The following is a 14,498-nucleotide window of genomic DNA, read 5'->3' as shown; positions in this document are numbered from 1 at the left end:
TTCCACGCATAAAACCTTGCACTTTTTTAATGAAAAATCCACTGAAACCTCAATTTACATATAATTTGGCAGTTGTTCAGCAGACTCTAATTAAATAGAACCAGGCTCATTTAAAACAAGGTCACATAACCAATATGGACTTTGGCCTGACTAAGTCCGAACTGATTGCCTCCTCCTTTACCTGTCGCCAGACTAAAATTAAATATGCCCGCCTTTGTTTCAAAGGCCATCCCAAGGCCAAAGCTCAGATAGCCATTATCCGTAGACCGGACATGGTTATGGTAACCTGCATACCCTAGGTCAGAGAACCCGAAAAAATAAGAATTCTGTCCGATCAGATACCGGTATTCAAAGGTACCTACTCCATAGGACGTTGCATAGATACTTTGTTCATCGAACCCACGCAAAATTGCATGCCCTCCTATCATAAACATTTCATTTACAAATATATGCGGGCTCTGGTATAAGCCTGCGTTCACGCCCAGTTTCAGTACTCCGAATTTACCCACCGGTATATACCTGGCAGCGGCCAGACTCAGTCTGACCTGATAACTGCTTAAGGGTACCGTATCATATAAGCTGGCATAATCAAATCCGCCTGTCGCAGTTATGCTGGTGATGGCATTATTTTTTTTGACCTTTTTGTTTCCGATTACTGCGTTTACATCCAACTCCGCTCCTTTTCTGGGATTAAACCGGTAATCTGTTGTATTGAGTTGGTAACCAAGACCAATATTCACCGAATGTACATCCATTACCTCCGGCAATGCTTTCTCAGCAATGATGGTTAAGGTGTCCACATCCAGTAATCTGGAAGAAGCCAGGTTCAGAAAAACCTTTCCGGATTGAAGCGCAGAAAACTGGTAGGTCGTTCCTATATTGGCAGCGGCATTTACATAAGCCGAGTCCTTTTTATACAAATTAAAACTCAGATCCAGGCCAAAGGGTGAATGCATAATATACGGCCGCTGAAATGCCAGTTCAATGTTGGGTGACTGTGGCTGGAGCTGCTCCCAATTGACATTGAGCGTTTCGCCGCTACCAAATGCATTTCTGAGTAACAGGGCTACTTGTCCTGTTATTTGTAATTTCCCGCCAGTTTCACCGTTAGCCGGCATAAACCCAATTAAGGCATCAATCTGATTGGTCGGTTGTTTATCCAGAGCCAGCTCAAGTGTTGCACCGGAAATCCCCATATTCACCTGTGTTGGCGCTTTCCATTTAACATAAGGCAGATTTTGCAATAACCGGTCAGCCCCTTCTATTTTGCTTTGATCAAAAGCATCCCCCGGATGAATATTTAAATACTGGCTTAAAAACCCTGGTTTCACCTGGGCATTTCCTTTTATCAAAAGCGTGTCAATCGTATACCGTACCCCTTTATCCACCTCCAGCCTTCCCTGTACACCCATCACTTTACCATTACCAGGCAAAGGTTTAAATTGGATACTATCCAGACGGCAGCTGACAAAAGGATAGCCCTGATCTAAATAATAGCCCACCAGTGCGTCCGATATTTTACGCACAGCATTTTCATTCATTAACTGGCCCTGTAATTCAGTATAATAGATTCTTTTCTCCTCTAATATCCTTTTGGATTCATCGGAGAGGTCAATCCCCAACCATTGGTAGCGTGCACCCAGGTAAAGGAGGGCACCTACTTTGTGATCGTTTATTTCCCAAACAGAATCAATGGACGCCCCCAGATAGCCTTCCAGCGCAAGTTTTTTAGGAAAAGCGGCCAGATAACGTCTGCAGGAATCAATTGTAGGAAAACTGGTAAGGAATTGTAAATGAACATCTAAAGCATTGCTATCTACCCGGAGGATTTGTAATTCTACACTATCTTGCACGCTATGTTTTGTAGCCTGTGCCTTGCCCTCCGGCACGCACAGGAGCAACAAAAAGACGACAGCCATCCTAAAACATAATGTTCTGATGAACTGTACAATTAATGAAATAACAGGGCCACAAATAGAATACATAAATAATACGGATGACCAGGCACCAAATCTTTTAGAAACCTGTAAAAATAGGTACCTTGGACCAGCAAACTTTCACAAATGATCATTAGGTTTGCCTGGAACTTAAAGATAACTTTACCTGTATTTAACGTGTACTCAATTTTATTATTATGGAACAAGCCATTTCCTTTACTGAAGAGAACTATTTAAAGACCATATATAGCCTGGCCAGACAAGATAAAGGCAAAATTGCCAATCTTTCTATTGCAGAAAAATTACATATCAATCCGGCCACTGTTACCGAAATGCTCAAAAAGCTGAACGAAAAGAACCTGATTGATTACAACAGAATAGATGGAGCAGCCTTAACCCCACAGGGAGAGGCACTAGCCTTAAAAGTCATTCGTAAACACAGGTTATGGGAGACCTTTTTAGTCAACCGTCTTTCTTTTACCTGGGATGAAGTCCATGAAATCGCGGAACAACTTGAGCATATTCAGAGCGACAAGCTGATTCGTCAATTGGATAAACTACTCGGGTTTCCAAAATTCGATCCGCATGGCGACCCCATTCCAGATAAAAACGGGCAGCTTCCACAATCCCAGACCTTCCCGCTGGTCAGTGTGGAAGAGCCGGGAACTATGGTTAAACTGGTAGGCGTAGCCAATCATACGACTGCCTTTCTGCAGTATCTGGATAAGATCAAACTTTCCTTAAACGATAAGATAGAAGTCAAAGAAATTCATGAGTTTGACCACTCTATGGGCATACGTATTGCCAACCGAACGGCAATAATGATCAGCAGTGAAGTGGCCAGGAACCTCTTGGTTAGCAATCAATAGAAATGAATGTCAATTAGTTATAAATAAAAAACCATGATAAAAAGTACAGTCAAAGGGCGAAGGGTGTTGGTATTATCTACTGCTATAGCCATAACCATGACCCAGTTGCAGGCACAAACAATTCCAACTGACCAAACACTTCCGCTGGTAAAATACGTAAAACCCATCATAGGTACAGAGCGCATGGGCCATACCTTCCCAGGGGCCACGGTACCCTTTGGTGCGGTCCAGCTAAGTCCGGAGACAGATACAATCCCTTATAGTGTGGATGGCAAATATGTACCCGATGTCTATAAATACTGTGCAGGTTATCAATATGACGATGCGACCATTGTGGGATTTGCCCATACTCATTTCAATGGAACCGGCCACTCAGACTTAGGAGACTTTTTAATCATGCCCACGGTAGGTAAACTTCAGTTAAACCCGGGAACCGCCGCAGACCCCGCTAGTGGGTTTAGAAGCAGATTTTCTCATACCACCGAGCAGGCTGCAGCCAATTATTATAAGGTTGATCTGGAGGACTACCATATTAAGGCAGAACTAACCACCACAACAAGGGTAGGCATGCATAAATATACGTTTCCGGCTACAGACAGTGCCCATATCATCCTGGACATGATGTACAATCTGTATAATTATCCCGGAAAAGACGTTTGGACTTATCTGAGAATTATCAATGACTCCACTGTAGTCGGTTATCGCCAAACGAACGGCTGGGCTAAAAACAGAACGGAATACTTTGCCATGCAGTTCTCCAAGCCTTTTAAGAGTTATGGTTATAAGAATTATTCAACGACCGAACCTTACATTGGCTTCTGGAGACGGTTTGATATGCGTAAAAACTTCCCGTTAATCCAGGGCCATGACATTAGAGCGTATTTTGATTTTGATGCCAAGGCCGGAGAATCCATTGAAATCAAAATGGCGCTTTCCCCTGTCAGCTATCAGGGAGCACTGGATAATATGCAGGAGGAAGCACGAGGATGGGACTTTAATCAGATTAAAAATGCCGGTCAGCTAGCCTGGGAGAAAGAACTGGAAAAAGTCAAAATAGAAACACTAAACGATTCTGATAAAGTGAACTTCTATACAGCCATGTATCATAGTTTTATAAATCCTACTATTTACATGGATGTAGATGGCAATTATAAAGGACTGGATCAGCAGATTCATAATGCAAATGACAGCCATTTTACGAATTACACGACCTTCTCTTTATGGGATACGCACAGAGCGCTCCACCCCTTATTTACCCTATTACAACCCAAAAGAGCCGGCGATATGGTAGAATCCATGCTCAAACATTTTGATCAGAGCATTATACATATGCTTCCGGTCTGGTCGACCTATGCTAATGAAGGTTGGTGTATGACCGGCTACCACGCAGTATCCGTTATTGCAGATGCCATAGCCAAAAACATTAATGGATTTGACCAGCAAAAAGCCCTGCAAGCGGTCATTACCACTGCGACCAATCCCTTATATGATAATATTCCCGCCTATGAAAAATATGGCTATATTCCGGATTCACTCAGTGGCACTTCCGTATCCACAACCCTGGAATATGCCTATGATGACTGGTGTATTGCCCAGATGGCAAAAAAACTGGGTAATGACTCTATATATGAGCAGTTTTCTAAAAGAGCCATGAATTATAAAAACGTCTATGATCCCTCTATCGGCTATATGCGTCCTAAGGATAAAAATGGTGTTTTCCGTAAAAACTTCGACCCGCTTGAGACCTCCGGAGAAGGTTTTATAGAAGGAAATGCCTGGAACTATACCTTATATGTACCGCATGATCCAAAGGGATTGATTCAATTAACCGGTGGTGATAAGGCATTTATTAAAAGACTGGATGCACTATTTACCACTTACTTACCAGATAAGTATTTTGAACATACTGAGGATATTACCAGGGACGGCTTAATCGGTAATTATGTCCATGGTAACGAGCCTTCTCATCATATTGCCTATTTATACAATTGGACCTCTGAACCCTGGAAAACCCAGAGCACCGTCAGAATGATTCTTAAATCCCAATACCACAATGGACCCGATGGCTTAGGTGGCAATGATGATACAGGTCAGATGAGTGCCTGGTATATTTTCAGTGCACTGGGTTTTTACCCAGTAGCTCCAGGAAGTGATTTGTACAACCTGGGTAGTCCACTCGTTAAATCAGCCACTATTCAACTGGAAAACGGCAAAACATTTGCTATAAAGGTCGTTGGGCAATCTGAGCAGAATGTTTATGTCTCCAAAGTAGAATTAGATGGTAAAACCCTGTCAGATAAAACCATCAGTCAATCAGATATTACCAGTGGCGGCAACCTAACCTTTTATATGAGCAATAAGCATAAAAAATAGGATGTTTTCAATGACACAAAAAGCCGGTTCAAATCAATGAACCGGCTTTTTGCTTATTATTAATTACCAAAAATTATAGGCTGTAATAATATCAGCTTTGTAACATAAAATCGATTAAGGAGCCACCAGACGGAAACCATTGCCGTGAATGTTCACGATCTCAATCTGATCATCTTCTTTCAGATATTTGCGCAGTTTAGCGATATACACGTCCATACTACGACCATTGAAATAAGTATCACTGCCCCAGATTTTCTTCAGTGCCTTTTCTCTTGGCAATAAATCATTTTTGTGTTCAGCGAGCATTTTCAACAGTTCATTCTCCTTAGGAGACAACGTATGTGTTTCGTCACCATGAATCAACTGACGAAGACGTGGGTTAAAATGGAACCCACCGAGGTCAAACTCAACATATTCGTTTTCTTTGTTGACTTCTTCGTTGCGTTTCAGGATGGCCTTAATTTTCAACAGTAATACCTCACTATCAAATGGCTTGGTAATATAATCATCGGCTCCGAGTTTATACCCCTGAATAATGTCTTCTTTCATGGTTTTGGCACTCAGGAAGAACAAAGGTACATCTGGATTGATATCCCGGATTTCCTCTGCCAGCGTAAAGCCATCCATATGTGGCATCATCACGTCCAATAAGCAAATATCAGCTCCTTCTCTTTGGAAAGCAGCCAGACCTAAACGGCCGTCACGTTCCAGGACAACTTCATAATCATTGAGTTCCAGGTAGTTCTTCAGAACCATTCCCAAATTTTGATCATCCTCACATAGAAGGATCTTGTATTTTTTGGTTACCATATACTACTATTTTTAAATTTGAATATAAAGGTAAGGCATGTTTTATAAAACATTTGCTAATATTTTATAATCTATTACAGCCTGAAAAACTTTAAAATGCCCATTTTTGGCATTGGTCCACACAATTTTGGGTTATGCCCACAGATTATTCGGATACGCACCAGCTGTTAAAAGTTCGTCAAGTTCTTTTTTCACGACAGGTGCATCTTCTTTATAGGTAACACCGAACCATTTTGCATCAGTAGGAATCACATCAATTATGCCATTTTTTTCCTTAATAAAGGTGTCTGCAACCTTTGGCATTAAGAATTCGCTTTTGATATCCTGAATATTTTTTTCCAGGAAAGGCTTAAATTCTGATTCACAAAGTGATATAAAAGATGGTGCAAAGCAGAAGAAGTTCATGGATACAAAGGTATCCGGCTGCATTTCAATTAAATTATCGCCGTCTTCATAAACGACTTTACCCTCTTTTTTGTAGATTTTCAGTCTTTCCTCGATACCGGTCATCTGTCCTTCGTTATTGGTAATAATCTCACCTCTGGAAACAGATCCGTTATCACTTAATGTATTTTTCAGTTTATACGCAATAGAACCATACACATTATCAGCAACTTTAGCATCCAGGAAAGCGTAAGCTTTCTGGAAAGCCTCAGCTCCGTAGAAGTCATCCGCATTGATAACAGCAAAGGGGCCATCAATTCTACCTTTACAGCAAAGAATAGCCTGAGCAGTACCAAAAGGCTTGGTTCTCTCTTCCGGAATCTCAAAACCTTCGGTAAAGGCGTTTAATTCCTGAAATACATAGTCTACTTCGATCCTGCCTTTCAGTTTTGGTTCAAATATTTCCTTGAACTCCTGGACAAAATCTTTTCTAATAATAAATACTACTTTTTTGAAGCCGGCGCGGATAGCGTCATAAATAGAATATTCAATAATGGTTTCTCCGGAAGGGCCAAATGATTGAATCTGTTTAAGACTTCCGTAACGGCTCGCCATACCCGCCGCTAAAATTACCAGCGTAGGTTGTTTCATAATTGGATAATTTGATTAAACTTTGGCGAAACTAAAATATTATCGTTTTAACTCCAATTTATTTTTTGCATGTTTTCATTAATTCCGATACAGCCACTTCAAAGCGATAAAAAGCCCCATTATAACCCGCCTGTAGACGTTTTACGGATGGACAAAATACATACAGTTGTTAGTGGAAATAAATGGTTTAAACTTTCCGGCTATCTGCGTGAGGCTAAGGAAAAGCAATATTCAACAATTGCCACCTTCGGTGGGGCCTATTCAAACCATATCGTCGCTACCGCCTGTGCAGCCAACCTGCAAGGCCTGAATTCCATGGGGATTATCCGGGGTGAAAGACCTGATGTATTATCCCATACCCTCCAAAATGCCCTGAATTATGGGATGGATCTATATTTTGTCTCCAGAGCGCAGTACAGGGATAAAACCGCCGTCCAGCAATTAACTGATCCGCTTGGGAAATATTACTGGATTCCGGAAGGTGGTTACGGCCAAGTGGGCGCAGCCGGTATCCGGGATATGCTCAAAGGGATCCCATTATGGGAGTATACGCATTTAGTAACCGCCGTAGGCACTGGCACCACCATGGCCGGATTAATTCAAGGAACTCTGCCCTATCAGCGGGTTATCGGCATACCTGTTTTGAATAACGACCAGTGTATCCTATCAGAAATAGAGGCGCTGCTAACAAAAGCCGATTTCGCCAAAAAATATGAGATTTTAACGGGCTACAGCTTCGGAGGCTATGCTAAAAAAACACAATCCCTGCTTGATTTCATGAACCAGACCTATCAAACTGTTAAGCTTCCGTTAGATTTTGTTTATACCGCCAAGGCCTTTTATGGCTTGTCTGACTACCTGCAAAGTGCTGAACTGGCCCGTGATTCCAAAATATTATTTTTACATACAGGCGGCCTGCAGGGAAACCTTTCTTTGCCTGAAGGAGCTCTTTGCTATTAGCACACAAAGACAGTCAGCGATAAATGGAGCATATTTTGCATTACATTTGTCCTCAATTTTACCAAAAACCAGCTGACCCTGTCATTTAGGAGTCGCTGGTCAGAAAGAATTATTATGATTCAAAAAAAATACGGAATACTGATATTTTTTTGCTGCATGACAGCAACACTATTCGCACAACCGGCACTCCCCGATTTCAATATCCTGAAGGGGCCTAAAAGCCAGACGGTACTTTCCTGGAAAAATAATTTCGGAGACAATTTAACCGTTCTCAATATTCAGCGGTCCACAGATAGCGTCAGGGGATTCAGAACCATCCATTCCGTGGAGAATATGTCGCTGGCCGCCAATGCTTATACAGATACTAAACCATTGCCCGGAGCGGATTATTACCGGTTTTATTATGTCATGAAAAACGGAAGCTACTTTTTCACAAAAGCTAAAAGAATTGCTACCGGATATGTAACAGACAATCTGCTTAGCCAGCTCAACAGCGGCAAAACGGTTACTATTGAAGGGGAGAACCCAAGAAAACTGGCATTTAATGCTTTATACCACTTAAAAGACTCTGTTGTCAATTTTACCAGTGACAGTCTGTTTTTTGTCAATGACAGCACTATTCAATATGTCAAATATAATGCGGTAGCAGCCATTGCCAGCACAACGACCAACCTGCAGCCCGTTTCAAAATTTTTGTATCTGAATGCAGACAGCTACATAGTATTAAAGTTCCCGGAAAAGGACCTGGATCAATACACCATGACCATTTTTAAAAGAGATGGGACTTCGGTATTATTTAAAATTAAAAAGTTTGATGAAAGTGAGCTGATTCTCAGTAAGAGCAGCTTTTTACATACGGGATGGTATCCCTATGAAATTTATAAAAACGGCAAGCTGGAAGAACGCAGCCGTCTGGAAATAAAATAAATTTTAACCTTTATAGCATGATTTTGAGGCGTTGGCTTCAAAAATCATGCGGCCAAAGATCTTACAGGCGTCAGGGCACCAGCTCTAACGCCTTTTTTGCGGGTGTCCATTTATCCTTAGGTTCAAAATAATGCCATAACAGGCTGGAAACAGCCCTTGCTAATACCCAGGGTTCCGCATCTTTTTCCCAACGCTGATCCTGATTATTCTTAGTGGCAATATAAAAAACATAATCGCCATGCGGCGCATTTACCATCACCAGCTCTGATCTGGAATCATCCACCATTCCCTGCTTTGAGGCTGTCTGTATATAAGGGGGGATCTGTGATAATGCATAACCGTCATAAAATATATGACTCATCTGCCGGTACATACAATCGCTGCTGGCCGGATCTACAATTTTTTGTTGCCGAATCAACTTCAACAGTGTCGCCATCTCCCTGGGGGTCGTCTGTCCCCAGCCAAATTCCTTATAGGCCTCCTCCCTGCCCGGTGTCCTGGAATTAACCCGGGTACTTTTAAAACCATAATCATTGAGTAATTGGTTGATCTGCGTGCCACCTCCTGCCAGTTGCTGACACCAAAGAGCGGCCACATTATCGCTATAGCTGATCATAAGAGATAGCAGAATATCCAGACTGGTTTTACTACTATCCTTGAAAAACTGCATTAGTCCGGAGCCGCCTCTGGTTCTGGAAGTGTCATAGGTCAGTTCCTGGTTATAGGAGAGCTTGCCGGCTTTAATCTGACTAAAAACGCCGGCCAAAATAGGCACTTTAATAATGCTGGCCGTTGGGAAAATGCTGTCGGCGTGAACGCCTGCAAATTTGCCTGTCCTTAGATTCTCTACGTATATGCCCGCAGTGCCGTGAAACTGATCTAATAACACGGATAATTTTTCCTGCAGGGCTTTGTCTTCTTTTAAATACTCCTGGCTCATTGTCATCTCCTGCGTTGTTTGCGCCTGTAGGTTTAGGCTGACCATTAAATGTGTGCTTAGTATCATTAAAAAGATTAAGAAAATGCGTCTGCGTTTAAAATAGCTGAAGGCTTTTTGTTCAGCAGTCTTTTTAGTAACCCTTATTTTCTCAACATCCGCATGTCCCAATAAAAGAGCCATCATATCATTTATTTTTAAATTAAAATTGCGATTTCGGTTATAAGGAAGTCTCCTTTGCTTATTTCGTAGATTACACAATAAAACTACGGTTTTTGCTTCACATTTATCCCCCATTTAATCGCTTAATTTCTTGCTTAACATTCAAATCTGAAGCCGTTCATACCTTGCTATCGGTTGTACCAAACAGGGAAGATTTAAATGTACAGCCGTCTTAATTTATGCTGATTATTAGGCGGATCGTAAAATTCTGATTAACTTTCCTTAGCCGTTCAGTAACATCTAACCTTTTCAATGCTAATATTTCATGGAACCAATTATCCCTCAAAAGCGCCAATGCCTTTCTTCGTTAAAAAGCCCAACTTTTAAGCGAATAGAAGGAAAGCTAATTATCCTTGTTTGTTTTTTCTCCATTCTTACCGCGCATAGCCAACAGTCACATACTATTGCCCCTACGGCTGTTACGATAAAGACAGCTGACTCCCTTAACCCGATACTGCAAATTGCCCGCGGTATTCAGGATCCAATATTCCAGCAAATTTTCCAAAGTCCTGACAAATACCGTCTGCAAATTCTCTATACTCAAATTAACCGGGATAAAAATAACCGGCCACATTTTACGACTTACAGCTACCACCTGAATCCAAGTAGCTATTTCAATCCGGCATCTACTGTTAAAATGCCCCTTAGCTTTCTAAGCCTGGAAAAATTACACCATTTGATTCGCTACGGCGTCAACAAGGACAGTTATATGCTGACCGACAGCAGTTATACAGCGCAGCAGAAAATTGACAAAGACAGCACTTCTGCCAGCGGGTATCCTTCCATTGCCGCCTATATTAAAAGGATCTTCCTGGTTAGTGATAATGACGCCTATAACCGTTTATATGAATTTTTAGGACAGCAGTATATTCAAAGAAGACTCAATGAACTGGGGTATACCCATACAAGAATCAATCGCAGGTTTTACCCCATGAACGAAGACCAGAACCGGCACACCAACCGCATCCGTTTTTTGCTTAATGCAGGTCAACCGCAGCTGCTTTATACGCAGCCTCCTGCTTATAACAAGGACAGCTTTTCCTATGGGCCTGCTGTATTAATCGGTAAAGGTCATATGGATGCTAGTGACAGTCTGATTCAGGGACCTTTTGATTTTACCAGAGGTAATGAAACGACCCTTACAGATCTCACTGAGATGTTAAAATCCGTCTTATTCCCGGAAGCCGTAACTCCTGGCAGGCGATTTAATTTATCCGCTGCAGACAGAAAGTTCCTGCTGCAATATATGAGTCAATACCCTTCAGAGACCAATTACCCAAAATATGACACCAGTAAATTCTTTGACAGCTTTACGAAGTTTTTCTTCAGAAATAAAGGTCCCCATCTTCCCTCCTATGTCCGGGCATTTAATAAACCCGGATGGTCTTACGGATTTTTAACCAATGTTTCTTATATAGCGGACTTTAAGCATCACGTTGAGTTTATGCTTAGCTGTACCTTATACGTAAATGAGGACGGGATTATAAATGATAACAAGTATGATTATGATACGCTCGGCTTCCCGTTTATGACTCAGCTGGGTCAGGGGATCTATCAATATGAGTTACACAGAATAAAAAAATATGACCCGAATTTATCTGCCTTCAGATTGAATTACGAGAAAAGAGATCCGTTAGACACCAGGGCTATGATTCAAGATATTGCGGATTAGCTAAAGTTAGAAACTAAAATGCAATATCGTCCAAATTCTAAATTTCAACTTTATTCGTAATTTTGAATAAATACGTCATTAAAATATGTTTAAATTAAAACTGTTAATTGCTAAAATACTCCCCAAAAAATTACTTAAAGTATCTAAATCAAATTATCGGAAATTCCGAGGGCTTGTATTTAATCAAATTTATAAAGGGAAAGAGGTATATTGCCCTTGTTGTAACAGAAATTTTAGCAGATTTATGCCCTTCAAATATGAAAAAGGGTTTAATAATGATGAACGATTCAAATATACCTTCAAAAACACGACATGTCCTTTTTGTTATTCAATGCCTCGACACCGAATTGTTTGTTTCTATTTTAATCAAATAAAGGGAACATTAAAACAATATTCTTTCCCTATTTTAATGATTGGAGCAGAACATGCTATAGAGTTATGGTTAAAACAAAATAATATTCCATTTACCACAGCTGATCTATATGACAAAACAGCCGATATCGAATTGGATATCCAACAAATGCCATTTCAAGATAAAACTTGGTCATTAATAATATGCAATCACGTCCTTGAGCATGTTCCAAATTTCGAAAAATCAATGAAAGAACTAAAAAGGGTATTAAAAGATGATGGAATTATTGAAATTTCATCTCCTACAGACAAAACATTATCTAGTATGATAGAAGATACTACCACTATCAGCCATGAAGAACGAATCCAAAAATTTGGTCAATTTGATCACATGAGAATTTTTGGAAAAGATTTCAATAAGCAGATTGAAAATACAGGTTTTTTGGCAGAATTAATTAAGGGAGATGAATTGCCGTTCAATATTGGCGGAGTCGTAGGACCAGCAAATTATGATGACAACACCATATATATTTGTCGAAAAAAAATATCATAAAGCTTTCTCACCGCTAACACCATACTCTATCTCTAACCTTTTTGGTACAAATAATAATGTCATACCCAAAATTAACAATTCAAAGAAAAAATGCCTAAAGACTATCTGGTTCGCTAAACAAAAGAACAAAAACAATAAAAATAGCCACTTATCATATTTTTTTGTAACAAATCCAATTAAAAAACTTAATTGTAAAATAATTACAAGAATCATACTTGTATAGGATATCCATAAATAAGTTGTGTAGAGCTTAAAAATAGGTGAATACCAACTTTCATTTTTAGCATGCCATAAATCCATTTGAACCAATAATATTTTTAAATGGCTCTTATCGAACACAATCCCTCTTAATATTTTCCATAATGCTGCACTACTAAATAAATACATAATATAAAATCTCACCATTTCCCATGCAGTTACAAAAAATGAAGTGAAATAAAAGCAAAAACAAATACCCATTATTATAAAACCATTATAACTATGAAAGTGCGAACCTATTGCAGCATTAGTAGTCATGACCCAAAATGAATAAAGAAATATCCAAATAATATTTGTCACTCGTCTAGGAGCAAAAATATTCCAAACAGTAACAACCGTTAAAATGATATCGAAGAATAATGACAATTTATAAGTTGACAACAAAAACTGAGGTATTCCGGATAAAATTAAAAGCCAATATGAAAAATCTGTTCCAATATAATAAAATGGCATTCCAACAAAATTATGCAGCCATGTATTCTGGAAAAATTTAGCTATCCAATCTATCAGGAATAAACTAAAAAACATGGAGCACAAAAAACGCTCATTTTGTAAAATTTTTCCAGTTTTCTTATTCATAAAGAGAAAATAAATAATGGATTTGTTTTGGGTTCTCTAAATCATCCAAAGAATAAATAAATTGATATACAGATAATTTAGAGTATTTAATTGAAATGTATTGGGCAAAATATTTTTTATACCAATCTTTAAATACAGCCAGGTCAACTGATTTTTTATATAATATATTTTTAAATCTCCAAATGGCATCATTTGAAAAAAAATAGGAAAAATAATTAATTCTTTTATTTGTTATCGGATCTTCTCCTTTATTTTCTTTAAAACGAAAATACCTTTCAACAGGACCCGATATCCGGCCTTGTACAAACATATTCTTGACATGGATGGGTTTATCATCTGCGTAAAAAACATAGCGATCTGTCGTAGTTGGCATTGAATATTGAGGCTCAGAATACATACTATAAATAAATACAGGAAAGATATTTGACTTAATCAAATTTGCACCTGCATGAAATACAAAAACCAATAATATAATAAAGAAAGCAAGGCGACTCCTTTTAAATTCTGTCTTTAAAAATTTAAAAATAAGGGCGTTCTTTAAAAATAAAACTAATCTCATAACCAACACTTAAGTTTATTTCTTTTAAAATTCTGCCATTTTCAATTTCCAGTATGTTTTAATTTGCAGAAAGTTATTTATACTTAAAATTAATCAAATATACGATCAAAACCCAAACGCACACTGAAATTCAGACCATTATAATTAGAGTCTGCTCAATAACTCACCGCTAGGTGGTCATTAACACATTATAATAATTTTTAATTCTGAAATTTCCGGCTAGCCTGACTACATGATAGGCTAGCCAATTTTGTATCCTTAATAGTAGGGATACAGGTGCCTGCCTGGTCATCCGGACCAGGTTTAGCACCAGGGCTATAGTAGATATCCATGAAGTACTTGTATTGGCCAGCTTGGCTTTTATATTGTCCATGCCATATCTGGTCTTTGCTTGGCCAAATTTTCCCTCTATTGGATTTCTTTCGCCCGGTCTTATGTGATTTTTCACTGCCGTTG

The 14,498-nt window shown here is 39.4% G+C and carries 13 protein-coding genes; 6 read left to right on the top strand and 7 right to left on the bottom strand.

What is annotated here, in order from left to right:
* Positions 1–110 precede the first annotated feature (110 nt).
* Positions 111–1,919: a BamA/TamA family outer membrane protein gene (locus tag BLU80_RS19090; RefSeq protein WP_211481919.1), complete on the bottom strand. Its 1,809-nt coding sequence runs from the start codon at positions 1,917–1,919 to the stop codon at positions 111–113.
* 215 nt (positions 1,920–2,134) lie between these two features.
* Here BLU80_RS19090 and BLU80_RS19085 point away from each other — a divergent pair, with 215 nt between their 5' ends.
* Together BLU80_RS19085 and BLU80_RS19080 are read left to right on the top strand one after the other, a co-directional pair.
* Positions 2,135–2,806 carry a metal-dependent transcriptional regulator gene (locus tag BLU80_RS19085; protein WP_170831303.1) on the top strand — a complete coding sequence of 224 codons (672 nt, stop codon included), beginning with the start codon at positions 2,135–2,137 and terminating at the stop codon, positions 2,804–2,806.
* A 33-nt stretch (positions 2,807–2,839) separates the two neighbouring features.
* Positions 2,840–5,179: a GH92 family glycosyl hydrolase gene (locus BLU80_RS19080; RefSeq protein WP_244519029.1), complete on the top strand. Its 2,340-nt coding sequence runs from the start codon at positions 2,840–2,842 to the stop codon at positions 5,177–5,179.
* Between the two features lie 114 nt (positions 5,180–5,293).
* Here BLU80_RS19080 and BLU80_RS19075 read toward each other — a convergent pair whose 3' ends face one another.
* Together BLU80_RS19075 and BLU80_RS19070 are read right to left on the bottom strand one after the other, a co-directional pair.
* Positions 5,294–5,989, bottom strand: coding sequence for a response regulator transcription factor (locus BLU80_RS19075; protein ID WP_091401534.1), 696 nt, complete (start codon positions 5,987–5,989; stop codon positions 5,294–5,296).
* A 132-nt stretch (positions 5,990–6,121) separates the two neighbouring features.
* A complete protein-coding gene (locus tag BLU80_RS19070) occupies positions 6,122–7,024 on the bottom strand; it encodes a nucleotidyltransferase family protein (protein WP_091401533.1) in 903 nt (300 codons plus the stop codon).
* Between the two features lie 147 nt (positions 7,025–7,171).
* On the opposite strand from BLU80_RS19070, the gene BLU80_RS19065 reads away from it, so the two are divergent.
* Positions 7,172–7,984: a 1-aminocyclopropane-1-carboxylate deaminase/D-cysteine desulfhydrase gene (locus BLU80_RS19065; protein WP_170831302.1), complete on the top strand. Its 813-nt coding sequence runs from the start codon at positions 7,172–7,174 to the stop codon at positions 7,982–7,984.
* Positions 7,985–8,140: 156 nt separating this feature from the next.
* Positions 8,141–8,911 carry a hypothetical protein gene (locus tag BLU80_RS19060; RefSeq protein ID WP_091401530.1) on the top strand — a complete coding sequence of 257 codons (771 nt, stop codon included), beginning with the start codon at positions 8,141–8,143 and terminating at the stop codon, positions 8,909–8,911.
* Between the two features lie 70 nt (positions 8,912–8,981).
* Here BLU80_RS19060 and BLU80_RS19055 read toward each other — a convergent pair whose 3' ends face one another.
* Complete coding sequence (locus BLU80_RS19055) at positions 8,982–10,034, bottom strand: serine hydrolase (protein WP_244519027.1); 1,053 nt, start codon at positions 10,032–10,034, stop codon at positions 8,982–8,984.
* A 301-nt stretch (positions 10,035–10,335) separates the two neighbouring features.
* Between BLU80_RS19055 and BLU80_RS19050 the strand changes: the two genes are divergently transcribed.
* Both BLU80_RS19050 and BLU80_RS19045 read left to right on the top strand, forming a co-directional pair.
* Entirely contained in the window at positions 10,336–11,742 is a 1,407-nt protein-coding gene (locus tag BLU80_RS19050; RefSeq protein ID WP_091401528.1) for a serine hydrolase, read from the top strand.
* A gap of 85 nt (positions 11,743–11,827) precedes the next feature.
* Positions 11,828–12,646: a class I SAM-dependent methyltransferase gene (locus BLU80_RS19045; protein ID WP_091401526.1), complete on the top strand. Its 819-nt coding sequence runs from the start codon at positions 11,828–11,830 to the stop codon at positions 12,644–12,646.
* On the opposite strand, the gene BLU80_RS19040 is transcribed toward BLU80_RS19045, so the two are convergent.
* The 3 genes from BLU80_RS19040 to BLU80_RS19805 form a co-directional block, all read right to left on the bottom strand.
* Positions 12,641–13,483 (bottom strand): hypothetical protein, encoded by an 843-nt coding sequence (locus tag BLU80_RS19040; protein ID WP_091401524.1) that lies wholly within the window; start codon positions 13,481–13,483, stop codon positions 12,641–12,643. The two genes, BLU80_RS19045 and BLU80_RS19040, sit on opposite strands and share 6 nt — an antisense overlap.
* Entirely contained in the window at positions 13,476–14,042 is a 567-nt protein-coding gene (locus BLU80_RS19035) for a hypothetical protein (RefSeq protein ID WP_091401523.1), read from the bottom strand. The genes BLU80_RS19040 and BLU80_RS19035 overlap by 8 nt, the downstream gene beginning before the upstream one ends.
* Before the next feature lie 169 nt (positions 14,043–14,211).
* Positions 14,212–14,498: transposase (locus BLU80_RS19805; RefSeq protein ID WP_211481918.1), on the bottom strand; the 287-nt coding region annotated here is incomplete at its 5' end.

The sequence above is a fragment of the Arachidicoccus rhizosphaerae genome (assembly GCF_900107765.1).
Classification (GTDB): Bacteria; Bacteroidota; Bacteroidia; order Chitinophagales; family Chitinophagaceae; genus Arachidicoccus; species Arachidicoccus rhizosphaerae.
Note: the sequence above shows the minus strand (reverse complement) of the source record. Positions and strands in the feature narration are given on the sequence as shown.

Coding starts and splice junctions, on each gene's coding strand:
- BLU80_RS19090 (WP_211481919.1), bottom strand. CDS start 1,919: ATGGCTGTCGTCTTTTTGTTGCTCCTGTGCGTGCCGGAGGGCAAGGCA.
- BLU80_RS19085 (WP_170831303.1), top strand. CDS start 2,135: ATGGAACAAGCCATTTCCTTTACTGAAGAGAACTATTTAAAGACCATA.
- BLU80_RS19080 (WP_244519029.1), top strand. CDS start 2,840: ATGATAAAAAGTACAGTCAAAGGGCGAAGGGTGTTGGTATTATCTACT.
- BLU80_RS19075 (WP_091401534.1), bottom strand. CDS start 5,989: ATGGTAACCAAAAAATACAAGATCCTTCTATGTGAGGATGATCAAAAT.
- BLU80_RS19070 (WP_091401533.1), bottom strand. CDS start 7,024: ATGAAACAACCTACGCTGGTAATTTTAGCGGCGGGTATGGCGAGCCGT.
- BLU80_RS19065 (WP_170831302.1), top strand. CDS start 7,172: ATGGACAAAATACATACAGTTGTTAGTGGAAATAAATGGTTTAAACTT.
- BLU80_RS19060 (WP_091401530.1), top strand. CDS start 8,141: ATGACAGCAACACTATTCGCACAACCGGCACTCCCCGATTTCAATATC.
- BLU80_RS19055 (WP_244519027.1), bottom strand. CDS start 10,034: ATGATGGCTCTTTTATTGGGACATGCGGATGTTGAGAAAATAAGGGTT.
- BLU80_RS19050 (WP_091401528.1), top strand. CDS start 10,336: ATGGAACCAATTATCCCTCAAAAGCGCCAATGCCTTTCTTCGTTAAAA.
- BLU80_RS19045 (WP_091401526.1), top strand. CDS start 11,828: ATGTTTAAATTAAAACTGTTAATTGCTAAAATACTCCCCAAAAAATTA.
- BLU80_RS19040 (WP_091401524.1), bottom strand. CDS start 13,483: ATGAATAAGAAAACTGGAAAAATTTTACAAAATGAGCGTTTTTTGTGC.
- BLU80_RS19035 (WP_091401523.1), bottom strand. CDS start 14,042: ATGAGATTAGTTTTATTTTTAAAGAACGCCCTTATTTTTAAATTTTTA.